Origin of the sequence: Comamonas trifloxystrobinivorans, from assembly GCF_043359985.1 — a bacterium.
Lineage (GTDB): Bacteria > Pseudomonadota > Gammaproteobacteria > Burkholderiales > Burkholderiaceae_C > Comamonas > Comamonas trifloxystrobinivorans.
Map to the genome: position 1 here is coordinate 81,612 of NZ_JBHZGV010000013.1, position 22,031 is coordinate 103,642.

Annotated in this window: 18 protein-coding genes and 2 pseudogenes; 15 read left to right on the top strand and 5 right to left on the bottom strand. The window is 61.6% G+C overall.

The window, feature by feature from the left end:
- Positions 1-7 precede the first annotated feature (7 nt).
- The 4 genes and pseudogenes from ACFIQF_RS16935 to ACFIQF_RS16950 all read right to left on the bottom strand — a co-directional run.
- Positions 8-343, bottom strand: a pseudogene (locus ACFIQF_RS16935) (efflux RND transporter periplasmic adaptor subunit); the annotation flags it as partial.
- Positions 340-948: a TetR/AcrR family transcriptional regulator gene (locus tag ACFIQF_RS16940; RefSeq protein WP_004393990.1), complete on the bottom strand. Its 609-nt coding sequence runs from the start codon at positions 946-948 to the stop codon at positions 340-342. The gene ACFIQF_RS16940 and the pseudogene ACFIQF_RS16935, both read right to left, overlap by 4 nt.
- 297 nt (positions 949-1,245) lie before the next feature.
- Positions 1,246-2,472 (bottom strand): IS256 family transposase, encoded by a 1,227-nt coding sequence (locus tag ACFIQF_RS16945; RefSeq protein WP_393944673.1) that lies wholly within the window; start codon positions 2,470-2,472, stop codon positions 1,246-1,248.
- Between the two features lie 72 nt (positions 2,473-2,544).
- On the bottom strand, positions 2,545-3,060 hold the full coding sequence (locus ACFIQF_RS16950; protein ID WP_393944675.1) for a hemerythrin domain-containing protein: 516 nt from the start codon (positions 3,058-3,060) through the stop codon (positions 2,545-2,547).
- A 143-nt stretch (positions 3,061-3,203) separates the two neighbouring features.
- Between ACFIQF_RS16950 and moaA the strand changes: the two genes are divergently transcribed.
- From moaA to ACFIQF_RS17010, 12 genes are all read left to right on the top strand, one after another.
- Positions 3,204-4,184, top strand: coding sequence for a GTP 3',8-cyclase MoaA (moaA, locus tag ACFIQF_RS16955; RefSeq protein ID WP_393944677.1), 981 nt, complete (start codon positions 3,204-3,206; stop codon positions 4,182-4,184).
- 67 nt (positions 4,185-4,251) lie between these two features.
- Positions 4,252-6,294: a type IV pili methyl-accepting chemotaxis transducer N-terminal domain-containing protein gene (locus tag ACFIQF_RS16960; RefSeq protein WP_393944679.1), complete on the top strand. Its 2,043-nt coding sequence runs from the start codon at positions 4,252-4,254 to the stop codon at positions 6,292-6,294.
- 24 nt (positions 6,295-6,318) lie between these two features.
- Complete coding sequence (locus ACFIQF_RS16965) at positions 6,319-7,038, top strand: response regulator (RefSeq protein ID WP_393944680.1); 720 nt, start codon at positions 6,319-6,321, stop codon at positions 7,036-7,038.
- A gap of 98 nt (positions 7,039-7,136) precedes the next feature.
- On the top strand, positions 7,137-8,399 hold the full coding sequence (locus ACFIQF_RS16970; RefSeq protein WP_393944682.1) for an MFS transporter: 1,263 nt from the start codon (positions 7,137-7,139) through the stop codon (positions 8,397-8,399).
- Between the two features lie 22 nt (positions 8,400-8,421).
- Positions 8,422-9,873, top strand: a complete 1,452-nt coding sequence (locus ACFIQF_RS16975) for a NarK family nitrate/nitrite MFS transporter (protein WP_393944683.1) — start codon at positions 8,422-8,424, stop codon at positions 9,871-9,873.
- 33 nt (positions 9,874-9,906) lie between these two features.
- Complete coding sequence (locus ACFIQF_RS16980; protein ID WP_393944685.1) at positions 9,907-13,731, top strand: nitrate reductase subunit alpha; 3,825 nt, start codon at positions 9,907-9,909, stop codon at positions 13,729-13,731.
- Positions 13,728-15,251 (top strand): nitrate reductase subunit beta, encoded by a 1,524-nt coding sequence (gene narH, locus ACFIQF_RS16985; RefSeq protein WP_393944686.1) that lies wholly within the window; start codon positions 13,728-13,730, stop codon positions 15,249-15,251. Before ACFIQF_RS16980 ends, narH begins: the two co-directional genes overlap by 4 nt.
- 2 nt (positions 15,252-15,253) lie before the next feature.
- Positions 15,254-15,976: a nitrate reductase molybdenum cofactor assembly chaperone gene (narJ, locus tag ACFIQF_RS16990; RefSeq protein WP_393944688.1), complete on the top strand. Its 723-nt coding sequence runs from the start codon at positions 15,254-15,256 to the stop codon at positions 15,974-15,976.
- Complete coding sequence (narI, locus tag ACFIQF_RS16995; protein ID WP_393944690.1) at positions 15,973-16,674, top strand: respiratory nitrate reductase subunit gamma; 702 nt, start codon at positions 15,973-15,975, stop codon at positions 16,672-16,674. Before narJ ends, narI begins: the two co-directional genes overlap by 4 nt.
- Positions 16,675-16,688: 14 nt before the next feature.
- On the top strand, positions 16,689-17,480 hold the full coding sequence (locus ACFIQF_RS17000; protein WP_393944867.1) for a peptidylprolyl isomerase: 792 nt from the start codon (positions 16,689-16,691) through the stop codon (positions 17,478-17,480).
- A 4-nt stretch (positions 17,481-17,484) separates the two neighbouring features.
- The gene (locus ACFIQF_RS17005; protein ID WP_393944692.1) at positions 17,485-18,186 is read left to right on the top strand and encodes a carbonic anhydrase; all 702 of its coding nucleotides are present in this window, start codon (positions 17,485-17,487) and stop codon (positions 18,184-18,186) included.
- A gap of 131 nt (positions 18,187-18,317) precedes the next feature.
- On the top strand, positions 18,318-18,527 hold the full coding sequence (locus ACFIQF_RS17010) for a hypothetical protein (RefSeq protein WP_393944693.1): 210 nt from the start codon (positions 18,318-18,320) through the stop codon (positions 18,525-18,527).
- 15 nt (positions 18,528-18,542) lie between these two features.
- Here the strand turns inward: ACFIQF_RS17010 and ACFIQF_RS17015 are convergent, their stop codons facing one another.
- Positions 18,543-20,081, bottom strand: coding sequence for an IS3 family transposase (locus ACFIQF_RS17015; RefSeq protein ID WP_054075751.1), 1,539 nt, complete (start codon positions 20,079-20,081; stop codon positions 18,543-18,545).
- Positions 20,082-20,141: 60 nt separating this feature from the next.
- Between ACFIQF_RS17015 and ACFIQF_RS17020 the strand changes: the two are divergent.
- The 3 genes and pseudogenes from ACFIQF_RS17020 to ubiT form a co-directional block, all read left to right on the top strand.
- Positions 20,142-20,663 (top strand): annotated as a pseudogene (locus ACFIQF_RS17020) (peptidase U32 family protein); the annotation flags it as partial.
- Between the two features lie 12 nt (positions 20,664-20,675).
- Positions 20,676-21,578 (top strand): U32 family peptidase, encoded by a 903-nt coding sequence (locus ACFIQF_RS17025; protein WP_393944695.1) that lies wholly within the window; start codon positions 20,676-20,678, stop codon positions 21,576-21,578.
- Complete coding sequence (gene ubiT, locus ACFIQF_RS17030) at positions 21,575-22,000, top strand: ubiquinone anaerobic biosynthesis accessory factor UbiT (RefSeq protein ID WP_393944696.1); 426 nt, start codon at positions 21,575-21,577, stop codon at positions 21,998-22,000. Before ACFIQF_RS17025 ends, ubiT begins: the two co-directional genes overlap by 4 nt.
- Positions 22,001-22,031 lie beyond the last annotated feature (31 nt).

A 22,031-nucleotide genomic window follows, 5' to 3' on the forward strand; every position in this document is an offset into this window, starting at 1 on the left:
TCAAGATAGCGCTTAAGAGGCTGCGCGTTCTGGATGATGCTGGCAGCGTTCTCATCTGGAAGAAGGGCGACACGAAGCTTTGATGGATCCTTTCGCCTACATGCACCTCCAGGCGTTTGACGCGCCCGGCAAACGTCGGCCCGATCTTGTAGGTGTAGCGCGCCTCCACCGTGCCGATGCCGAACAGCGCCGGTGTGATAGCCCGTGATTCCACGCTTGCCACCGTCACCGCGACCGGGGCGAGCGGCCCTGATCGCAGACCGACATAAATAAAAAGCACCAGCAAAGGAATGATGACGGCAAGCAGCGCCAGGGTGCGGCCTTGCAAGGGTAACTTTTTCATTGCGCACTCCTTATGCCACGCCGATAAATTGCAAAGACGCGCGGCGCATCGCGGTGCATACGTCCCACATCACCCGCCAACAGCGATTGCATGACCAAGCCCTGGATCGTGCCAATGAACAGCGTTGCCGCCGCCTCGTTGTCAAGCGAGGGAGACAACTCGCCGCTGGCCTTGCCTTTCTCGATGAGACGATGCAAACGTTCGCCGTAGCGCTGAATCAAGGTTTGCACCATGCGCTTGGCCGGTGTCGATTCGGCACGCTGAAGCTCACCAAACATCATTCTTGGCACGCCTGGGTGCTCAGCTACGAATTCGATATGACTCATGAACATCGCCTCCATGGCTGCCAAGGGCGACTCGATTCCTTGTGCGGATCGATCGATTCTGGCTAATAGGCGCTCTGCTACCCACTCCATGACCGCCTGCCAAATGGCTTCCTTGTTCGGGAAGTGCCGAAACAGCGCACCCTGGGTCAAGTTCATGTGTTTAGCGATAGCTGCAGTGGTTATCTCGCTTGGGTTTTGTGAACCGGCAAGCGCCACGACGGACTCGACAGTTACGGCACGACGTTCATCGGCCGGCAGATGCTTTGGATGGGTGTCCACGAGCACTCCTTGTAAGATAGTAATTGATTACTATCTTACCACAAGAGGCAACTCAAACAAGAGAAAACCCGACGTACTCGTCAATATCTAGCGTCTGCAATGGGCTTAACGTGCTTTATTTTCCGTTTTCTGAGACGTCCCCTATTGCGCCCCTCGCCATCACCGGGCACAAGCACCTTGGAACATGGTGCGATGCGGTGAGTTTCACTTTGCAGAAAGGTATTCGGCGCAGTGCCGTACTTGTAGCCTTCCTCAGGAAACGGGCGTGTCCGAATTTTTGTGTAAACGGTTCGGACTTCAATTGACGGAGATGCGGTCTCCGAACTCAATGGTAAAGCGGGTCAGCGCAGCCTTCCAATCCCGGATGGGCATGGTCCACTTCTGGCTGATGTTGCGCAGGGCCAGGTAGAACAGCTTGGTCAGCGCCTCGTCGCAGGGGAACGAGCCCCGGTTCTTGGTCAGCTTCCTCAGGCCCATGTTCACCGACTCGATGGCATTGGTGGTGTAGATGACCTTGCGGATTTCCGGCGGGTAGTCAAAGAACGGGGTCAAGCGGCTCCAGTTCCTGCGCCAGGACTGGCCGATGGGCAGGTACTCGGTATCCCAGCGCTGCTCGAATTCACCGAGCATCAGCTCGGCCTCCTCGGCGGTGGCGGCCGTGTAGATACGGCGCAGGTCGGCAGCTACTTCTTTGCGGCGCTTCCATGAGACGTAGTTCAGGCTGTGGCGCACCATGTGAACGATGCACAGCTGCACCACCGCCTTGGGGAAGACGGCCTCGATGGCTTCCGGAAAACCTTTGAGCCCATCGACGCAGGCAATGAAGATGTCCTGCACGCCCCGGTTGCGCAATTCGGTCACCACCTGCAGCCAGAACTTGGCACCCTCGGTCTGGGCCAACCACAGGCCCAGCACCTCCTTCTCGCCCGTCATGGTGATGCCAATGGCCAGGTACACCGCCTTGACCCGCACAGCGCCCTCGCGCACCTTCACGTGGATGCAGTCCAGGTAAACGATGGGGTAAATCGGCTCCAGCGGCCGGGCCTGCCAGGCCTTGACCTCATCGGCCACGGCGTCGGTCACCGAGGAAATCAGACTGGGCGAAACTTCGGTGCCGTACATCTCTTCGAGGTGGGCCTGTATCTCGCGCACCGTCATGCCACGGGCGTACAGCGAGATGATTTTGTCGTCAAAGCCGGCCCAGCGGGTCTGGTGCTTGGGGATGAGCTGAGGCTCGAAGCTGCCATGGCGGTCGCGGGGTACCTCGATGGGCAGTTCGCTGAAATCGCCCTTGAGGGTCTTCTTGCTCTTGCCGTTGCGGGTGTTGCCAACGGGGTTGGACACTGCTTCGTTGCGTTCGTGGCCCAAGTGTTCGGTCAATTCGGCGTCCAGGGCTCGCTCGACCAGTAGCTTGGTCAACTGTTTGAGCAGGCCGTTCTCGCCGATGAGGTCTTCGGGCCTCTTGTAGTTGGCCAGCAGGCCAGACAGCAGTTCTTCGGGTACGTCGTGTTTCTTGGTGTTCATAGTGTTTACGGACAGGCCGGCTTACGCCGGCTGTTGATTGGCCGTTTACACAAAATTTTGCACACCCTCGGTTCAAGAGGCTGTACGTCGCCGCACCATGGCCTCGCTGATGCGTTGCACGGCGGCAGTACTCAACTGAGACGCTGCGGGGTAGATCTCCGACTCTTCGCGCGCGGCATGAGCGGGGTATGCCATGGCGAAGTCGTCTGCCTCGGCCGGGATCTCGTGGGTTTGTCCGGCAGAGACGGCCATCAGCCATGGTCGCAACGCCTGCCAGAGCCTTCCCAGGCTGTCGTGCTGGGCTTGCAGTTCATCAATTCGGGCGTTCAGATCGGTTTGCCCCAGTGCACGAAGCGCCGGGAACAAGTCCATGTCTTCATCTTCGTGGTGCAGGGGGGCGGCCACGTCAAAGTACCGCAGGATGGACTTGGCTGCTTCCTGAGCCTGATCGTCCGCACCCCGGTCGGCGAGGTGGGCACGCAGGCGCACCGTCAGGGCGGCAAATCGGCGAACTTTGTCGTGGCAGGCTTGCAGCAATTCGATCGGATCGTCGATGCTGGGGGCGACGGGTTGAAGCGGGGGGCGCATGTCGCATTGATAGCACGTCTGTGGCACATCTGGATGTCCACAATGAACTACTCCTTCCGATCGATAGGTAAAATGGGGCGACTTCCCTAGAGTGATCGTCAAGCTGCCGTCCGTCCATCTGGGCGACCACCGAGCCTCATAACATGACCCGTCTGATTGATTCGTTCCAGCGCCGCATTGATTACTTGCGGGTGTCGGTGACCGACCGTTGCGACCTGCGGTGCACCTATTGCCTGCCAAAAGGCTTCAAGGGGTTTGAAGAGCCGGCGCATTGGCTGCGCCACGATGAAATGTCCCGCCTTGTCGGGCTGTTCGTCGGCTTGGGCGTCAGCAAGGTTCGGCTGACTGGGGGCGAGCCTTTGTTGCGTCGGGGGGTCACGGATCTGGCGCGTCAGATTGCCGCCTTGCCGGGTTTGCGTGACCTGTCGGTCTCCAGTAACGGCACGCAACTCGCGCGTCATGCGGCGGGTTTGCGTGAGGCGGGTGTGAGGCGTCTGAACATCAGTCTCGACTCGCTCGATGCCGATTGTTTTGCCCGCATCACGGGGCGGGATTGCCTGTCTGATGTTCTGGATGGTTTGCGCGTTGCTCGCGAGGTGGGTTTTCGGCCGATCAAGCTCAACATGGTGGTGCAGGCCGACGTCAACGTGGACGAGGTGCAGCGCATGGTGGCTTTTGCCATCGAGCAAGGCTTTGTGTTGCGTTTGATTGAGCCCATGCCTGTGGGGGATACCGGCCGCGCCACGCGAGGGGTTGACCTCAGCAAGTTGGGTGAGCGCCTGGCCGAGCAGCATGGCCTGCTGCCGGAGATCATGGGGCAGGGGGCAGGTCCGGCACGTTATTGGTGCACCCCCGATCGGCAAATGAGCCTGGGGGTCATCACCCCGATGTCTCAACACTTCTGCGAGGCCTGCAACCGCGTGCGGCTGGGCGTGGATGGGACGCTCTACCTGTGCCTGGGGCAGAACGATCAGGTGCCACTGGGGCGCATGATGAGGGACGGCGCGAGCGACGAGGAGTTGGTGGCCGCCATTCACGAAGGCATCCGTGTCAAACCCGAGCGTCATGAATTCAACGAGCGTCCGCAGCAGATTGTGCGTTTCATGTCACAAACCGGGGGCTGATCATGAGCACGGCCCGCCAGCGCCATCATGATCTGTGCTCAGGGCCCGTGCCCTGACGGAGTCCGGATTGCCCATTTACCTCAAAGATCAGACCATTCCAACTGCCGATGCGCCGCTTCAAAGCCTGTATCGGCCTTGGCGTTCGCGCTTTGGGGGCATGCGCCTGGCAAGCAAGCTCATGGCGATTGGCGGGGTGTTTCTGGTGCTGGCGCTGGCCTCCATTGGTTTGACGCTGTGGGTGATCTGGCAGTTGGGGGGCGGTGCGGCCGCCGTCAATGAGGCGGGGCGCATGCGCATGCGCAGTTACCAGTTGGCGCTTAGCTTGCAGCAGAAGCCTGTGGATGCTGTGAAGTTTTCTGCCGAGGTGTCTGCGCAGTTGGCCGAATTTGATCGGAGCGTGGCCTTGTTGCGGCGCGGAGACTCCACGCGTCCGTTGGCGGTGCCTTGGGACCGACACACCCGCGCGCAGTTCGAGGGCGTGGTGAGGGATTGGCAAAGGCTGCGTGCGCAAGCGTTGTCGATTGCCAATGGGGCGGCGCCACCGGGCAGTTTGAGCGCGCACGTGAGCGATCTGGTTGGACAGGTGGATCTGTTTGTGTCTGCGGTCGAGCGCCATCTCTCGGGGTGGACCACGCTGTTGCGGACCTTCCAGCTGGCCATGATGGTGTTGGCCATTCTGAGTGCCTTGGCGCTGATGTACGCGGGCTATGTGGTCATTCTGGAGCCGGTTTCCCGCCTCAAATCGGCTTTGCGTGACATCGAGCAGGGCGACTTCGCCACACGTGTCATCGTCGATGCGGTGGACGAAATGGGTTCGCTCGCCGATGGCTTCAACAGCATGGCGGAGAACCTGCAGTCTCTCTATGGCAACCTTGAGTCGAAGGTGCGTGAGAAGACCGCCAGCCTGGAGACCAAGCAGCAGCGTCTGAGTGCGTTGTACGAGGTGGCCGCCTTCGTGGCCAGTGCCGAGACCCTGGAGGAGTTGGCACACGGCTTTGCCAAGCACATGCGGCGCATTGCGCAGGCCGACGCGGTGGCCATTCGCTGGTCGGATGTGGCCAATGAGCGCTACGTGCTGCTGGGCAGCGATTGCCTGCCGCATGTCATGACCGAAGAGGAGCAATGCGTCCTGTCCGGTGACTGCCTGTGCGGCGCCAAGGTGGAGGCAGGCACCATGCCCAGCGTGAGGGTGATTCCCATTCTGGACGCCACGCGCAGCCTCTCGAGACAGTCGGCCGCACTGCGCGTGCACGATCATTGTGAGCGTGCGGGCTACACCACCCTGATCACCGTGCCTTTGGGCCTTCACATGCGGGTGCTGGGCGAGGTGGAGCTGTTTTACCGCGGTGATCCGGCTTTGAGTGAGGAAGAGAAGGCGCTGTTCGAGGCCTTGGCCAGCCACCTGGCCGGCGCCATGGAGAGCTTGCGGGCGGCCGCATTGGGTCGGGAGGCCGCGATTGCGTCCGAGCGACAGCTGTTGGCGCAGGAGTTGCACGACTCCATTGCCCAGTCGCTGGCGTTCCTGAAGATCCAGATGCAGCTGCTGCGCGATGCCATGGCCCGTCATGATCAGCCAGCCGTTGATGCGGCCATGGACGAGTTGGACGTGGGCGTGAGAGAGAGCTACAGCGACGTGCGCGAGTTGTTGCTCCATTTCCGTGTGCGTACCCACACCGACGACATCGAGCCCGCCTTGCGCGAGACGATCTCCAAGTTTGAACTTCAGTCCAAGATCAGGGCGCACCTGAGTGTCCATGGCCACGGTCTACCGCTGCCCCCGGATGTTCAGATTCAGGTTTTGCACATCGTGCAAGAAGCACTGTCCAACACCCGCAAACATGCCAAGGCCACCCAAGTGTGGGTGGATGTGCAGACACAGCCGCATTGGCGGGTGCAGGCGCGCGACAACGGTTGTGGTTTTGACCTGAAAGCAGGGCCACCCGACCATACCCATGTGGGCATGAGCATCATGCGCGAGCGCGCACAGCGCATCGGCGCCGACTTGCACTGTGAGTCAGGGCCGGATGGCACGCTGATCGAGCTGCGGCTCCCCAATCTGGTGGCCAGCCGCTCTGGTGCTCCCACGACCCAACCCGGTGTTTTGACATGAACGGATACCCGCACGGTTCGCCTGATGGTGGTGGACGATCACAACCTGTTTCGACGCGGCTTGATCGCCTTGCTGTCGCGCGACGAACGCATCGAGGTCGTTGCCGAGGCGCGCGACGCGGGCGAGGCGCTCAAGCTGGGTGCGCAGCATCGCCCCGATGTGATCTTGCTCGACAACCACTTGCCTGGCGTTCATGGGGTGGAGGCCTTGCCCCAGTTTTGCGCGACCGTGCCGGAAGCGCGCATCGTGATGCTCACAGTGAGTGAGGATGCCAACGATCTGGCACAAGCCCTGGCGCGGGGTGCGGCCGGCTACCTTCTCAAGACCGTGGAGGGGGAAGAGTTGGTCGATGCGGTGTTGCGTGCCACGAGGGGTGAATCGGTGTTGTCACCCGAGATGACAGGCAAGTTGATGGCGGCCTACCGGCAGGTGGTCGCCAGCACGCCGGTGACTGCCGATGCCCCCGCCGGGGCCGCTGTGGCCGAAGTGCCTGCAGACGATGCGGGCAGCACCGATCGGACCAAAGATGAAGGCAGCAGCGCGGTTTCACGTCTGTCGCCGCGGGAGCGCGACATTCTCAGGGAGATCGCACGCGGGGCCAGCAACAAGGAGATCGCTCGCACCTTGAGCATTGCCGAAACGACGGTCAAGAGCCATGTGCAGCACATTTTGCGCAAGTTGAACCTGACCTCACGGGTGCAGGCGGCGGTGCTTGCCGTGACTGATCTAAATCAAGGAACGTGACGGACTACTCCTTTTGACCGATTCCGCCTGACCAACGGAAGGATGTTCACAGAAGGGTTATTTTTGAACACTGTGAGGCATAGGAATAGGAGCTTCCCATGTCTCAGAGAGGTAAGGCCTTATCAGTCCTGGTAGTCAGCACACTGGCGTTCACAGTGTGCTTCATGGTCTGGATGATGTTCGGCGTCATCGGGGTCCCCATCAAGAAGACCCTCGGTCTGACGAACGCGCAGTTCGGCCTGCTGACCGCCATGCCCGTGCTCACGGGCTCTCTCATCCGGGTGCCGCTAGGTGTCTGGACCGACCGTTTCGGTGGTCGCATCGTGTTCTTCATCACGATGATGCTGTGTGTGGCGCCCATCTACCTGATGGCCTACGCCACGCAATACTGGCAGTTTCTGGTGCTGGGCATGTTCGTGGGCCTGGCCGGCGGCTCGTTCTCGGTCGGCACCCCTTACGTGGCCCGCTGGTTTCCGAAGGACCAGCAAGGTTTCGCGATGGGCGTGTTCGGTGCGGGTAACTCGGGCGCTGCGGTCAACAAGTTCATCGCGCCGGTCATTCTGGTCGCGGCAGGCTGGACCATGGTGCCGCAGGTCTACGCTGCCATCATGCTAGGCACGGCCCTGCTGTTCTGGTTCTTCAGCTACTCCGACCCCACCCATCTGGTCCAGTCCAAGGCCAGCTTCAGCGACCAGCTCAAGCAACTCAAGGACCCGCGCGTTCTGAAGTACTGCCAGTACTACTCCATCGTGTTTGGCGGCTATGTGGGCCTGAGCCTGTGGATGGTGCAGTACTACGTGGGTGAGTATGGCCTCGACATCCGCGTCGCCGCCTTGTTGGCTGCCTGTTTCTCTCTGCCCGGTGGGGTGCTGCGCGCCATCGGTGGCTATCTGTCTGACAAGCACGGCGCGCACAAGGTCACCTGGTGGGTGCTGTGGGTGTGCTGGATCTGCCTGTTCATCCTGAGCTATCCGCAGACCGATTTCACCATTGCCACCGTCAACGGCCCGCAAACCTTTCACATTGGCCTGAACGTCTACGCCTTCACGATCGTGATGTTCACCTTGGGCATCGCCATGGCTTTCGGCAAGGCCAGCGTGTTCAAGTACATCAGCAACGACTACCCCACCAACATCGGCGCCATCTCCGGCATCGTGGGGCTCGCTGGTGGCCTGGGTGGCTTCGTGCTGCCGATCATGTTCGGTTACCTGCTGGACCTCACTGGTGTTCGCTCCAGCGCTTTCATGTTGCTCTACGGCGTCGTCTGGGTCTCGCTGATCTGGATGTACATGACCGAAGTTCGCTCGCGTGACGTGGTGGGCGGTGAGCCCCAGCACGCTCCCGTCGGCAAGCGCGCCTGATTTCCCTCCTCACGGACACATCATGTCAACCTCCCATACCTCGGCGGGCAAGGCCCGTCCAGGCACGACCCTGACGGTCTGGACCCCAGAAGACAAGGCCTTCTGGGAAGCAGAAGGCCAGGCGATTGCCAAGCTCAATCTGTGGATCTCGGTCCCGGCCTTGTTCCTGGCGTTTGCCATCTGGCAAATGTGGAGCGTGGTCGCCGTCAACCTGCCGTTGATGGGCTTCAACTACAGCACCAACCAGCTGTTCTGGCTGGCCTCGGCTCCCGCCCTGTCGGGTGCCACGCTGCGCATCTTCTATTCCTTCATGGTGCCGCTGGTCGGTGGTCGTCGCTGGACGGCGATCTCCACCGCCTCCCTGCTGATCCCTGCCATCGGGATTGGCTTTGCGGTGCAGGACCCCAGCACGCCATATCCGACGATGCTGATCCTGGCGCTGCTGTGCGGCTTTGGCGGTGGCAACTTCTCGTCGTCCATGTCCAACATCAGCTTCTTCTTCCCGAAGAAGCGCAAGGGCTCGGCGCTGGGCGTGAACGCCGGCTTGGGCAACCTGGGCGTGTCGGTGGTGCAGTTCTTGAGCCCCATCATCATCTCGGTGGGGCTGTTCGGCGTGCTGGGCGGTGAGTCGCAGACCATCGTCAACAAGGCCGGTCAGTCGTCCGAGATCTGGGCGCAGAACGCCGCCTTCGTGTGGGTGCCCTGGATCATCATCGTGAGCCTGGCCGCCTGGTTCTTCATGAACGACATCGCGGACGCCAAGGCTTCGTTTGCGACGCAAGCGGCCATCTTCCGCAACAAGCACAACTGGCTGATGTGCATCCTGTATCTGGGCACCTTCGGCTCCTTCATTGGCTACGCCGCAGGCTTCCCGCTGCTGATCAAGTCGCAGTTCAAGGATGTCAATCCGCTGGCCTACGCCTGGATCGGTCCTCTGGTCGGTGCGCTGATTCGCCCTGTGGGTGGCTGGTTGTCTGACAAGTTGGGCGGCGCCCGCGTCACCTTCTGGAACTTCATCGTCATGGCCCTTGCGGTGGTGGGGGTGCTGTTCTTCCTGCCCAAGGGTACGGGCAGTGCGTACGCCTTGTCGATCGGCCCCGCTGCAGGCAACTTCACCGGCTTCTTCCTGATGTTCCTGGTGCTGTTCCTGACCACTGGCATCGGCAACGGCTCGACATTCCGCATGATCCCGGTGATCTTCCTGAATCTGAAGACCAGCCGCGTCAAGCGCAACGACGAAGCCGGCATGAACGCCGCCATCAAGGAAGCGAACACCGAAGCGGCCGCTGTGCTGGGCTTCACCGCTGCAGTGGCGGCCTACGGTGGCTTCTTCATCCCCAAGAGCTATGGCACTTCGATCGGTGCCACGGGCGGCCCGGAGCTGGCGCTGATGGCGTTCATCGCCTTCTACCTGCTGTGCATTGCGACCACCTGGTGGTACTACGCCCGCAAGGGTGCCGAGCAGCCTTGCTGATCTCTCACACGTGAATCTGACAGGAGTCAACACATGAGTCACTTTCTTGACCGCTTGACCTTCTTCGCTCAACCCAAGGAAGAGTTTGCAGAAGGCCACGGCGTCACCACGGGCGAGGATCGCACCTGGGAAGACGCTTACCGCAACCGCTGGCAGCACGACAAGATCGTGCGCTCCACCCACGGCGTGAACTGCACGGGCTCCTGCTCGTGGAAGGTGTACGTCAAGGGCGGCATCGTCACCTGGGAAACCCAGCAGACCGACTACCCGCGCACCCGCGACGACCTACCCAACCACGAGCCCCGTGGCTGCGCCCGTGGCGCCAGCTATTCCTGGTATCTGTACAGCGCCAACCGAGTCAAGCACCCGATGGTGCGTGGTGAGTTGCTGAAGCATTGGCGTGCGGCACGTGCCGTCGCCAAGTCGCCGGTGGACGCCTGGGCTGCTTTGATGAGCAACCCGGACACCCGTCGCAGCTGGCAAAAGGAGCGCGGCCTGGGTGGTTTCGTGCGCGCCAGCTGGGACGAGGTCAATGAGATCGTGGCGTCTTCCAACGTCTACACGATCAAGCAATACGGTCCGGACCGCATCATCGGCTTCTCGCCGATCCCGGCCATGTCCATGATCAGCTATGCCGCCGGTACGCGCTACCTGAGCCTGATCGGTGGCGTCGCCATGTCGTTCTACGACTGGTACTGCGACCTGCCGCCCGCCAGCCCGCAGATCTGGGGTGAGCAGACCGACGTGCCCGAATCGGCCGACTGGTACAACTCCAGCTACATCATCGCCTGGGGTTCGAACGTGCCCCAGACCCGTACCCCTGACGCGCACTTCTTCACCGAAGTGCGCTACAAGGGCACGAAGACGGTGGCGGTCACCCCCGATTACGCCGAAATCTCGAAGCTGGCCGACATCTGGATGCACCCGAAGCAGGGCACCGACTCGGCAGTGGCCATGGCCATGGGCCATGTGATCCTCAAGCAGTTCTACTTCGACAAGCGTTCGGCCTACTTCGACGACTACGCCCGTCGCTACACCGATCTGCCGATGCTGGTGATGCTCGACGAGCAAGATACCCCGGCTGGCAAGGCCCTGGTCCCCGGCCGCTACCTGCGCGCCAGCGACATGAGCGGTGAGATCGGTGCCGGCACCAACACCGAGTGGAAGACACTGGCGTACGACGCCGACGGCTCCATTGTGGTGCCGAACGGCTCCATCGGCTTCCGCTGGGGCGCCGCTGGCCGTGCCGACGAGGGCAAGTGGAACCTGGAGACCAAGGAAGGCGTCAGCGACCGTCTGGTCGGCCTGAAGCTGTCGGTGCTGGAAGATGCCGCCAAGGCAGAGAACCAGACGGCCGAGGTCAACAAGGTGGCCTTCCCGTACTTCGGTGGCATCGACACCCCGAACTTCCCGAGCAACAAGCAAGGCGACATCCTGCTGCGCAATGTGCCCATGAAGCGCATCACCGTGCAGGACAAGAACGGCCGGACCCGCGACGTGTGGGTTGCCACCGTGTTCGACCTGCAGGTGGCCAGCTACGGTGTGCACCGCGGTCTGAAGAACGCCGCCGGTCAACTGGTGGACGATGGTGCCAAGTCGTTCGACGAGAACGTGCCTTACACCCCCGCCTGGCAAGAGCAGATCACCGGGGTGCCGCGCGCTCAGGTCATCACCGTGGCCAGCCAGTTCGCCGACAACGCCGACAAGACCAAGGGCAAGTCCATGGTCATCATCGGCGCGGCCATGAACCACTGGTACCACTGCGACATGAACTACCGCGGCATCATCAACATGCTGATGATGTGCGGCTGTATCGGCCAGAGCGGTGGCGGCTGGGCTCACTATGTGGGCCAGGAAAAGCTGCGTCCACAAACCGGCTGGACCGCGCTGGCCTTCGCCCTCGACTGGTCGCGTCCGCCCCGTCAACAAAACTCCACCAGCTTCTTCTATGCGCACACCGACCAGTGGCGCTACGAGAAGCTGGGCGTGGAAGAGGTGCTCTCGCCCCTGGCCGACAAGAGCGAGTTCGGCGGCAGCATGATCGACTACAACGTGCGCGCCGAGCGCATGGGCTGGCTGCCTTCGGCACCGCAGCTGCAGACCAACCCGCTGAAGGTCGTCAAGGACGCGCAGGCCAAGGGCATGGACCCCAAGGACTACGCGGTGGGTGCCCTGAAGGACGGTTCGCTCAAGCTGTCGTGCGAAGACCCGGACAACCCGCTGAACTGGCCGCGCAACATGTTCGTGTGGCGCTCCAACATCCTGGGCTCGTCGGGCAAAGGCCACGAGTATTTCCTCAAGCACCTGCTGGGCACGACCAACGGCGTGCAGGGCAAGGACCTGGGCGCGGGCGATGCCAAGCCGCAGGAAGTCAAGTGGCACGACCAGGCCCCCGAAGGCAAGCTGGACCTGCTGGTCACGCTCGACTTCCGCATGAGCACCACCTGTCTGTACTCGGACATCGTGCTGCCCACGGCCACCTGGTACGAGAAGAACGACCTCAACACGTCCGACATGCACCCCTTCATCCACCCGCTGTCGGCAGCGGTGGACCCGGCATGGGAAGCCCGTTCTGACTGGGAGATCTACAAGGGCTTTGCCAAGACCTTCTCCGAGGTCTGCGTGGGCCACCTGGGCGCCGAGAAGGAGGTCGTGATGACCCCGATCATGCACGACACGGCCGCCGAAATGGCCCAGCCGTTTGACGTGCAGGACTGGAAGCGTGGCGAGATCGACCTGATCCCCGGCAAGACCGCGCCGCAGATCACCGTGGTCGAGCGCGATTACCCGAACACCTTCAAGCGCTTCACCTCGCTGGGCCCGCTGATGAATAAGCTGGGCAATGGCGGCAAGGGTATCGGCTGGAACACGGACGACGAAGTCCATGCGCTGGGCGACCTCAACGGCCGCGTGCGTGAGGAAGGTGTCAGCCAGGGCTTCCCGAAGATCGAGTCCGACATCGACGCCACCGAAGTGGTGCTGATGCTGGCGCCCGAGACCAACGGCCACGTCGCCGTCAAGGCCTGGGACGCCCTGAGCAAGCAGACCGGTCGGGATCACACCCACCTGGCCCTGCACCGCGAAGACGAGAAGATCCGTTACCGCGACATCCAGGCGCAGCCGCGCAAGATCATTTCCTCGCCGACCTGGTCGGGCCTGGAAAGCGAAAAGGTGTCGTACAACGCCGGCTACACCAACGTGCATGAGCTGATCCCATGGCGCACCTTGACCGGGCGTCAGCAGTTCTACATGGACCACGCCTGGATGCGCGCCTTCGGCGAAGGCTTCGTCTCCTACCGTCCGCCGGTTGACTTGAAGACCCTGCATGAAGTGCAGGATCGCAAGCCCAATGGCCACAAGGAGATCGCGCTAAACTTCATCACGCCGCACCAGAAGTGGGGGATCCACTCCACCTACACCGACAACCTGTTGATGCTCACGCTCAACCGCGGTGGCCCGGTGATCTGGCTGAGTGAAGACGACGCGAAGAAGGCCGGCATCGTGGACAACGACTGGGTCGAGCTGTTCAACACCAACGGCGCCATCGCGGCCCGTGCGGTGGTGAGCCAGCGCGTCAAGAACGGCATGGTCATGATGTACCACGCTCAGGAAAAGATCATCAACACCCCGGGCTCGGAGATCACCGGCACCCGCGGCGGCATCCACAACTCGGTGACCCGGATTGTGCTCAAGCCCACCCACATGATCGGCGGCTACGCCCAGCTGAGCTACGGCTTCAACTACTACGGGACCATCGGTACCAACCGTGACGAGTTCGTGGTGGTCCGCAAGATGAACAAGGTTGACTGGCTGGACGGTGAAGGTTCCGCCACCAGCGCACAAGGAGCACACGCATGAAAATCCGCGCTCAAATTGGCATGGTCCTGAACCTGGACAAGTGCATTGGTTGCCATACCTGCTCGGTGACCTGCAAGAACGTCTGGACCAGTCGCCCTGGCGTCGAGTACGCCTGGTTCAACAACGTCGAAACCAAGCCTGGCATTGGTTATCCCAAGGAATGGGAAAACCAGGACAAGTGGAATGGTGGCTGGGTGCGCAATGCCAACGGCAAGATCGAGCCCCGCCAAGGCGGCAAGCTCAGCTTGCTGATGAAGATCTTCGCCAATCCGAATCTGCCTGAGATCGACGACTACTACGAACCCTTCACCTTCGACTACGAGCACCTGCAAAACGCGCCCAAGTCGAAGGCCGCGCCCACCGCGCGTCCCCGCAGCCTGATCACCGGTCAGCGCATGGAGAAGATCGAGTGGGGTCCGAACTGGGAAGAAATCCTGGGTGGCGAGTTCAGCAAGCGCAGCAAGGACAAGAACTTCGACGATGTCCAAAAGGACATTTACGGCCAGTTCGAAAACACCTTCATGATGTACCTGCCTCGCCTGTGCGAGCACTGCCTGAACCCCGCCTGCGTGGCATCGTGCCCTTCGGGCTCGATCTACAAGCGCGAGGAAGACGGCATCGTCCTGATCGACCAGGACAAGTGCCGCGGCTGGCGCATGTGCGTCTCGGGCTGCCCCTACAAGAAGATTTACTACAACTGGAAGTCGGGCAAGGCCGAGAAGTGCATCTTCTGCTACCCCCGCATCGAAGCCGGCCAACCCACGGTCTGCTCCGAAACCTGCGTGGGCCGCATCCGCTACCTGGGCGTGCTGCTGTATGACGCAGACGGCATCCAAGCCGCGGCCAGCGTCGAGCACGACCGTGACCTGTACCAGGCCCAACTCAACCTGTTCCTGGACCCGAACGATCCGAAGGTGATCGAACAGGCCCGCAAGGACGGCATCCCTGAAGCCTGGCTGGTGGCTGCCCGCCACAGCCCCGTCTACAAGATGGCCGTGGACTGGAAGGTGGCCCTGCCGCTGCACCCCGAGTACCGCACGCTGCCGATGGTCTGGTACGTGCCGCCTCTGTCTCCCATCCAGGCTGCGGCCAACGTGGGCGACCTGGGCGTCAACGGTCAGATCCCTGACGTCAAGCAGCTGCGCATCCCGGTCAAGTACCTGGCCAACCTGCTGACTGCCGGCGACACCTTCCCGGTGACTCGCGCGCTGGAGCGCATGCTGGCGATGCGCGCTTACATGCGCAGCCGCCACGTGGACGGCGTCGAGAACAAGCAGGTGCTCGACCAGTTCGGCCTGGACAAGCACACCGTCGAGGACATGTACCACGTGATGGCCATTGCCAACTACGAAGACCGCTTCGTGATTCCGTCGGCTCACCGCGAGTACGCCGAGAACGCGTTCGACCTGCGTGGCGGCTGCGGCTTCTCGTTCGGCAACGGTTGCTCGGATGGCGCCAGCGAGGCCAGCCTGTTCGGTGGCACCAAGAAGCGCACCATTCCCATCAAGTCGGAGGTGTGAGCATGACGTCGTTTTTCCAACGTCAACCCGACGTCACACCCAGCTACACGCTGCGGGCCCTGGCCCATTTGCTGAGCTACCCCGGCGCCGAGCTGCGCGCCGTGGTGCCCGAGCTGCAGCAGGTGCTGGCCAATGAAGGTGCGGTGAGCGACCAGCGTCTGCTGGGCCTCAACAAGCTGCTCGGCACCCTGGTCAACCAGGACCCGTTTGCGGTGGAAGAGGCCTACGTCGAGCTGTTCGACCGGGGCCGCTCCACCTCGCTGCACCTGTTCGAGCATGTGCACGGCGACTCGCGCGACCGTGGCCCGGCCATGATCGACCTGATCAAGACCTATGAGCAGGCCGGCCTGATGCTGGACCCGAACAAGGTCGGCGGCGAGTTGCCTGACTACCTGCCCGTGGTGCTGGAGTTCGTCTCCACCCTGACGGCCGCGCAGATGCGCGACTTCATCGGTGAGATCGCCCACATCCTGAACGCGGTGCACACGGCCCTGGTCAAGCGCCAGAGCCTGTATGCGCACGTGGTGGCGGCGGTGCTGGATATTGGCAAGCAGGATATCGAGACCGTGGCCGTGGTGGCCGAGGAAGACCTGGACGAAAGCTGGGCCGAGCCTGAAGCCTTTGCAGGCTGCAGCAGCAAGGGGCAGCAAAGTCCTGATCAGCCTCAACCCATCCAGATCGTGCGGCGGACCGCATCGAACCAACAACGAGGAGCATCAGCATGAGCCTCTCTCATCAATTCATCTTCGGCATCTATCCCTATATCTGCGGCGCGCTGTTCATCATCGGCAGCCTGATGCGCTTTGACCGCGAGCAGTACTCGTGGCGCAGCGAATCGAGCCAGATGTTGTCCACCGGCAGTCTGCGCGTGGGCTCCAACCTGTTCCACATCGGGATCATTGGCCTGTTCTTTGGTCACTTTGTGGGCATGCTGACGCCGCATTCGATCATCCACGCGCTGGGTGTGACGCCAGCACAGAAGCAGATGCTGGCCGTGGTGGCCGGTGGCATCTTGGGCACGATCGCCCTGATCGGCCTGATCCTGCTGATCCACCGTCGCCTGACCAACGCCCGTGTCCGCGCCACCTCGCGTGGTCGTGACTTCCTGGTGCTGTTCTGGATCCTGGCCACGCTGCTGCTGGGTCTGTCCACCGTGCCGCTGTCCGTGCAGCACAGCGACGGCGCCACCATGCTCAAGCTGATGTCCTGGGCACAACACCTGGTCACCTTCCAGGGCGATGCCCCCAGCTTCATCACGGACGTGTCGATCGTCTTCAAGATCCACATGTTCATGGGCATGAGCTTGTTCGCCATCTTCCCGTTCACCCGTCTCGTGCACGTGTGGAGCGGCTTCGCTTCGGTGGGCTACATCGCCCGTCCGTGGCAGGTCGTGCGCAGCCGCAAGATTGGTCTGAACAAGTAAGGGGTATGGGCATGATGAGCGTGAACCTTTCCACCTCAGGGGCACGCCCCCTGCGCGTCGGTGACGTGCTGCTGGCCGATGACATCGCCAGCCTGACAGAAGCCGAGTGCCGCCAGCGCGCCAGCCTGGAGTTGTTGCGCCAGGCGGCCATCGACTCTGGTCTGCTCTCTGCCGACGACCCACAGCCGGTAGAGGGCGTGATGTCCGAGGCAGCCGCCGAGGCCATCGACCTGTGGCTCGCGCAAAACCTGCGCGTGCCCGATCCCGATGAGGCGTCCTGCCGTCGGCACTACGCCGCCCATCCGGCGAAGTACGCACAGGGTGAGCGCGTTCAGGCGCGCCACATCCTGTTTGCGGTCACGCCCGGCGTGGACGTGCAGGCGCTGCGTCAGCGTGCCGAGCAGGCCTTGCTGGACGTGCGTGCCGAGCCGCGTCGCTTTGCCGAGGTGGCCCGTGACCTGTCCAACTGCCCCAGCTCGACGCAGGGCGGTGATCTGGGATGGTTGCGTGCCGAGGACTGCGCACCCGAGTTTGCCCGCGAACTTTTCGGGCAAGATGAGGGTTCGGCCAATGTGGGGGTGCTGCCGCGTCTGGTGCACAGCCGCTTTGGTTTGCATGTCGTGGAGGTGCTGCAGCGCGACCCCGGTCAGATGCAGCCCTTCGAAGCCGTGCAAGAGGCGGTCGCCCAGTCTCTGCGTCAGCAGGTGTGGGTGACGGCCTTGCGCCAGGCCATGCAACTGCTGGCCGGCCGTTGGGAGGTCCACGGTGTGGATCTGGATGCTGCTGACTCACCCCTGCTGCAATAAGCCCATGGATGACGAACTGCTCAAGCGGATCCGCCGCTTCAGAACGGACTACTTTCCCCAGTATCAGGGGCAGTTCAAGGAGTTGGTTGAGCAGGGCCAGCACCCCACGATCCTGTTCGTGGGGTGTTCCGACTCCCGCCTTTTGCCTTACATGTTGACGGGGGCAGGGCCGGGTGAGTTGTTCATCGTGCGCAACCTGGGCGCATTGGTGCCACCCTACAACGGCCTGCACGGTTTGCATGGCACTGCAGCGGCCATTGAATACGCGGTGCTCAACCTGCATGTGAGCCACATCGTGGTGTGCGGGCACTCGCACTGCGGCGCCATGAAGGCGCTCTACGAAGAAATCTCTCCAGAAGCGCAGAACCTCAACGTCTGGCTGGACCTGGCCCGTGAGGCAGCTTTGCCTGTGCAGGTGACGCAGGAGGCCTTGCGTCGCACGGAGCAGCGTTCTGTGGTGCTGCAACTCGAGCGTCTGATGGAGTACCTGATGGTTCGCCAGTGGGTGGAAAAACGCCAGATCGCCCTGCATGGCTGGCATTACGTCATCGAAGAGGGCGAGATCCACGTCTTTGATGTCAAATCGGGCAAATTCGTCCCGGCCTCGGACGCGGAGCACAGCGGCACCGGTCCCTATCACGACATGGACGTCGACAGCAGTTCGATCTTCAACGAGGTCGACTCGTCCTGGTATCCGCCCTGTTGAGGGCCTAAGCCTTTAGAACGAGGGGATAACGAGCGTATCCTCCTTAAGGTGGGCTTTGCGCCGCATCAAATCCACGTCCGTGACTTATACCCAGAATCCACTGCAGCGAATTGGATTTGGAGGAAACAATCATGGTTTCACGTCGGCTGGATGTGGTGTCTTATCTGGGCAGTCAGGTTTTGTTTCAGAACATGCCTGAGGCGGAGTTGCAACGCATCGCCGCTGCATCCATCGTTCGTCGCTTGCCAAGAGGTACCGAGATCTTTGCGGCCGGTGATACCTGCGAAGGCCTCTACCTTGTTGATTTCCAACCAGAATTGACCCACTGGGGGTGCGGATAAAAACTTGGACTGGTTTTATGCGGCTAGGCCAAGTTTGTGCCGGTATTCCACAGGACTTAAACGTCCCAGAGATACCTTGATACGTTTTTCGTTGTACCAACGAATGTACGCATCGACAGCTTCGATGAACTGCTCAATCGTCGTTGATTGCCAGTTGCCGGGATAGAACAACTCTATTTTCAGCCTTCCAAAGAAGCCTTCGCATGCAGCATTGTCTGGCGAGCACCCTTTGCGAGACATCGAGCGAATCAGCTTTGCATCATGGATCCTCGAGAGCCAGCCCGGCCAGCGGTAGTGAGCTCCACGATCAGAATGAATCACAGGGCGGCTCTCACTGCCTTGAGCAGCATCAATGGCCGCATCCAGCATTGTGTTGACGAGATTTGCGTTGGGATGAGTCCCAATCGACCAGCTCACCACCAGCCCGTCAAAGCAATCAATGACTGGCGACAGGTAAACCTTGCCAGCAGGGATTTGGAATTCAGTAATGTCTGTGAGCCACTTCTCATTGGGCGCAGCAGCATGGAAGTCTCGATTGATGAGGTTTTGCGGGGCAGCACCTATCTCTCCAAGGTAGGAGTTATATCTGCGGCGTTTGGGCTTGGCCACGATCAACCCCTCCTGCTTCATCAGCCGACGAACCACCTTCTCTGAGATGCCCGTGCACTCCTTGAGCAGAGATGCCTGTACCCTGCGGTACCCATAGCAACGGTAGTTGTTGTCGAAGATCTCTGTGATGCTTCGGCGTACATCCAAGTATTTGTCAGCCAGCTTCAGCCGGGCACGATGGTAAAAGTACGAGCTTCTAGCAAGGCCAACAAGAGAAAGCAGTTCTGGCAATTCATACTGACCGCGCAACGCTTCAACCAGCACAGCCTTATCTTTGTTTGCCAGGCTATGCAGATCAATGCCAGCCCCATTTTTTAAGATTTCATGGGCCTGTTTGAGAAGCTCCCGCTCTATCTTCAGCCGCCGAACATCCTGGCGCAATGATTCAACTTGGCGCCTGAGTGCTGCTTCATCCAACACTGGCGATCGCTTTGGACTGTGTTTCATCGAGGCAGGGGCACAAGGGCCAAGCAACTGATTTTTCCAGTTGTACAAGGTCCCCCTACACACCCCTAACTTGTCCGCAATCTCCTGTGCAGTTGATTGACGGGTACACAGTTGCACCACGCCCTCACACATCAAAGTATCAGGCTTTGTAGCCGGCCAAGATCTGCCTACTCTCGATTTGCAGGTGTCAGGGCAGTCTTGCCGAACCCACGCAGTCAACGTTCCTCGACCCGGATAACCCAAAGCCCTCATCGTTGCAGCAATACAGCGATCATGGGCGAGGTAATGAGCAACCGCCACCTCCCTTTGCTTCAGAGAATATTTTGGTGCTCTTGGAGCTTGGCTTGCTGGCAAATCCTGATGCTTCAGGTAGCGCTGATACCAGCCTTTCAATGCGTTCTTGGTTGGGTACCCCAACTGGCGAATCGTGGCTCTGGCACGCAAGCCAAGCTTGATGTAAAGCTCAACTGCACGAATCCTGTCTGCGTATGAGTACATGAACTACCTCCTGGTAGTCCAAGTTTTTGTCCGCATCCCCGGCGGGTCAGTTTTGCGTGGAAATTAACAGTCTTTGGCTTTGGCAGCCTGTGCGTGATGGTCGAAGGGCGCTGCGCGCTGTCCTCCTACGCCACGGGCCAGTCGCCCAACAACGCAGGCGTGTGCTCTCCGCCATCGGCGGTACGCTGGGACCAGTGCGGCGACCGGGTGGACGCGCGCCTGGGCGGCATCCTCATCGACCGCTTCGAGCCCGATGAGCCGCGCGGCTATCCGACGCTGTGCAAGGGCCGCTTCGATGTGGACGGCACGGTGGACTACGCCATCGAGGAGCCGACCAGTTTGAACACCCTGGCCATCCTGCCCGAACTGATGCAAGCAGGCGTATCGGCCATCAAGATCGAAGGGCGCCAGCGCAGTGCAGCCTATGTGGAGCAGGTGACGCGCACCTGGCGGCAGGCCATCGATGCATGCAAGGCGCAGCCCGAGCGTTACTCGGTGCAGCCCGCCTGGACGACCGCCCTGGGCCGCCTGGCCGAGGGGCAGCAGCACACCTTGGGCGCCTTCTCGCGCCCCTGGCAATGAGGCGTGAGAGCAATGAGCATGTTCCAACTGAGCGTGGGGCCGGTGCAGTACTACTGGTCTCGAGATACCTTGACGGCGTTTTATGCCGAGGTGGCCGATTCGCCCGCGCACACGGTGTGTCTGGGTGAGGTGGTGTGTTCGCGGCGCCACGAGATGAAGCCGGAAGACTGGCTGGCCTTGGCCCGAGACCTGAAAGCGGCGGGCAAGGAGGTGGTGATCGGCACCCAGGCCTTGCTGGAGACCGAAGCCGAACTGCGCAGCCTGCGCCGCTGGGTGGAGCAGGGCGACTTCATGCTGGAGGCCAATGACACGGCGGCGGTTCGCCTGCTGGCCGGGCATTCACCATGGGTGATTGGGCTGCATGTGAACGTGTACAGCGCCCCGTCGCTGGCCGAATACGCGGCGCTGGGCGCCACGCGCTGGGTGGCCCCGGTGGAGATGTCCCTGCCCGACGTGGGCAAGGTCTGCCCGCCAGGCTCAGCCGTGCAAAGCGAGGTCTTCGCCTTCGGGCGCATGCCGCTGGCCTTGTCGGCGCGTTGCTTCACCGCGCGTCACCATCATCTGCAGAAAGACCACTGCGAGTTCCGCTGTCTGGATGACCCCGATGGCCTGGCTCTGCGCACGCGTGAAGGGCAGGACTTCCTGACGCTCAACGGCATCCAGACCCAGTCCGGCACGGTGCAGTGCCTGCTGGGCGAGCGCGAGGCCTTGCGGGCCGCCGGGGTGCAGCGCCTGCGCCTGTCCCCCACCTCGCAGGACTTTGCCGAAGTGCTGCGCCAGTTCGATGCCGTGATGAACCACGGTGCCCCCAGCGCGGACGCGATCGAGGCGATTCGCTCGCTGCGCATGCCGGGGCCTTTGTCCAATGGGTACGCCCGGCCCCAGCGCCCGGGCATGGTGTGGATCAACTCATGAAACAGCTTTTGCGTGACATTGTGCGGCGTCTGCCGGTGTGGCCGCCCTCCATGGTGATGGCGCAGGCTCTCAACCGCCTGTGGTGGCCCCTGGTGGACGAGGCCACGCAGGCCGAGTTGTCCGGCCGTGTGGTGGAACTCGTGGTGGACGATCTGGGCATCACCTGCCGTTTGCAGGCGGGGCCGCGGGGGCTGTCACCCGCCTCGGCCGGGCAACCCGTCGCGTTGCGTCTGAAGGCCACCGCGCAGGTCTATTGGCGACTGCTGCAAGGGCAGGACGATCCGGACACGCTGTTCTTCGATCGGAGGATGGTCATGGAAGGGGACACGGAGTATGGTCTCCTTCTCAAGAACACGCTGGACGCCGTGGGGCCACCTCGTTGGCCGTTTGCCGGGCGTCCCACCACGCACCATGCCCGCTGACAAGCCGACTCGACCGGCCATCCCCCTACAG

Bases quoted from the DNA above. Each gene is read 5' to 3' on its own strand.
- ACFIQF_RS16980 (WP_393944685.1), top strand. From the start codon at position 9,907: ATGAGTCACTTTCTTGACCGCTTGACCTTCTTCGCTCAACCCAAGGAA.
- ACFIQF_RS17025 (WP_393944695.1), top strand. From the start codon at position 20,676: ATGAGCATGTTCCAACTGAGCGTGGGGCCGGTGCAGTACTACTGGTCT.
- ACFIQF_RS17005 (WP_393944692.1), top strand. From the start codon at position 17,485: ATGGATGACGAACTGCTCAAGCGGATCCGCCGCTTCAGAACGGACTAC.
- ACFIQF_RS16970 (WP_393944682.1), top strand. From the start codon at position 7,137: ATGTCTCAGAGAGGTAAGGCCTTATCAGTCCTGGTAGTCAGCACACTG.
- ubiT (WP_393944696.1), top strand. From the start codon at position 21,575: ATGAAACAGCTTTTGCGTGACATTGTGCGGCGTCTGCCGGTGTGGCCG.
- ACFIQF_RS17000 (WP_393944867.1), top strand. From the start codon at position 16,689: ATGAGCGTGAACCTTTCCACCTCAGGGGCACGCCCCCTGCGCGTCGGT.
- ACFIQF_RS16950 (WP_393944675.1), bottom strand. From the start codon at position 3,060: ATGCGCCCCCCGCTTCAACCCGTCGCCCCCAGCATCGACGATCCGATC.
- ACFIQF_RS16945 (WP_393944673.1), bottom strand. From the start codon at position 2,472: ATGAACACCAAGAAACACGACGTACCCGAAGAACTGCTGTCTGGCCTG.
- ACFIQF_RS16975 (WP_393944683.1), top strand. From the start codon at position 8,422: ATGTCAACCTCCCATACCTCGGCGGGCAAGGCCCGTCCAGGCACGACC.
- ACFIQF_RS17010 (WP_393944693.1), top strand. From the start codon at position 18,318: ATGGTTTCACGTCGGCTGGATGTGGTGTCTTATCTGGGCAGTCAGGTT.
- narJ (WP_393944688.1), top strand. From the start codon at position 15,254: ATGACGTCGTTTTTCCAACGTCAACCCGACGTCACACCCAGCTACACG.
- narI (WP_393944690.1), top strand. From the start codon at position 15,973: ATGAGCCTCTCTCATCAATTCATCTTCGGCATCTATCCCTATATCTGC.
- moaA (WP_393944677.1), top strand. From the start codon at position 3,204: ATGACCCGTCTGATTGATTCGTTCCAGCGCCGCATTGATTACTTGCGG.
- narH (WP_393944686.1), top strand. From the start codon at position 13,728: ATGAAAATCCGCGCTCAAATTGGCATGGTCCTGAACCTGGACAAGTGC.
- ACFIQF_RS17015 (WP_054075751.1), bottom strand. From the start codon at position 20,081: ATGTACTCATACGCAGACAGGATTCGTGCAGTTGAGCTTTACATCAAG.
- ACFIQF_RS16965 (WP_393944680.1), top strand. From the start codon at position 6,319: ATGGTGGTGGACGATCACAACCTGTTTCGACGCGGCTTGATCGCCTTG.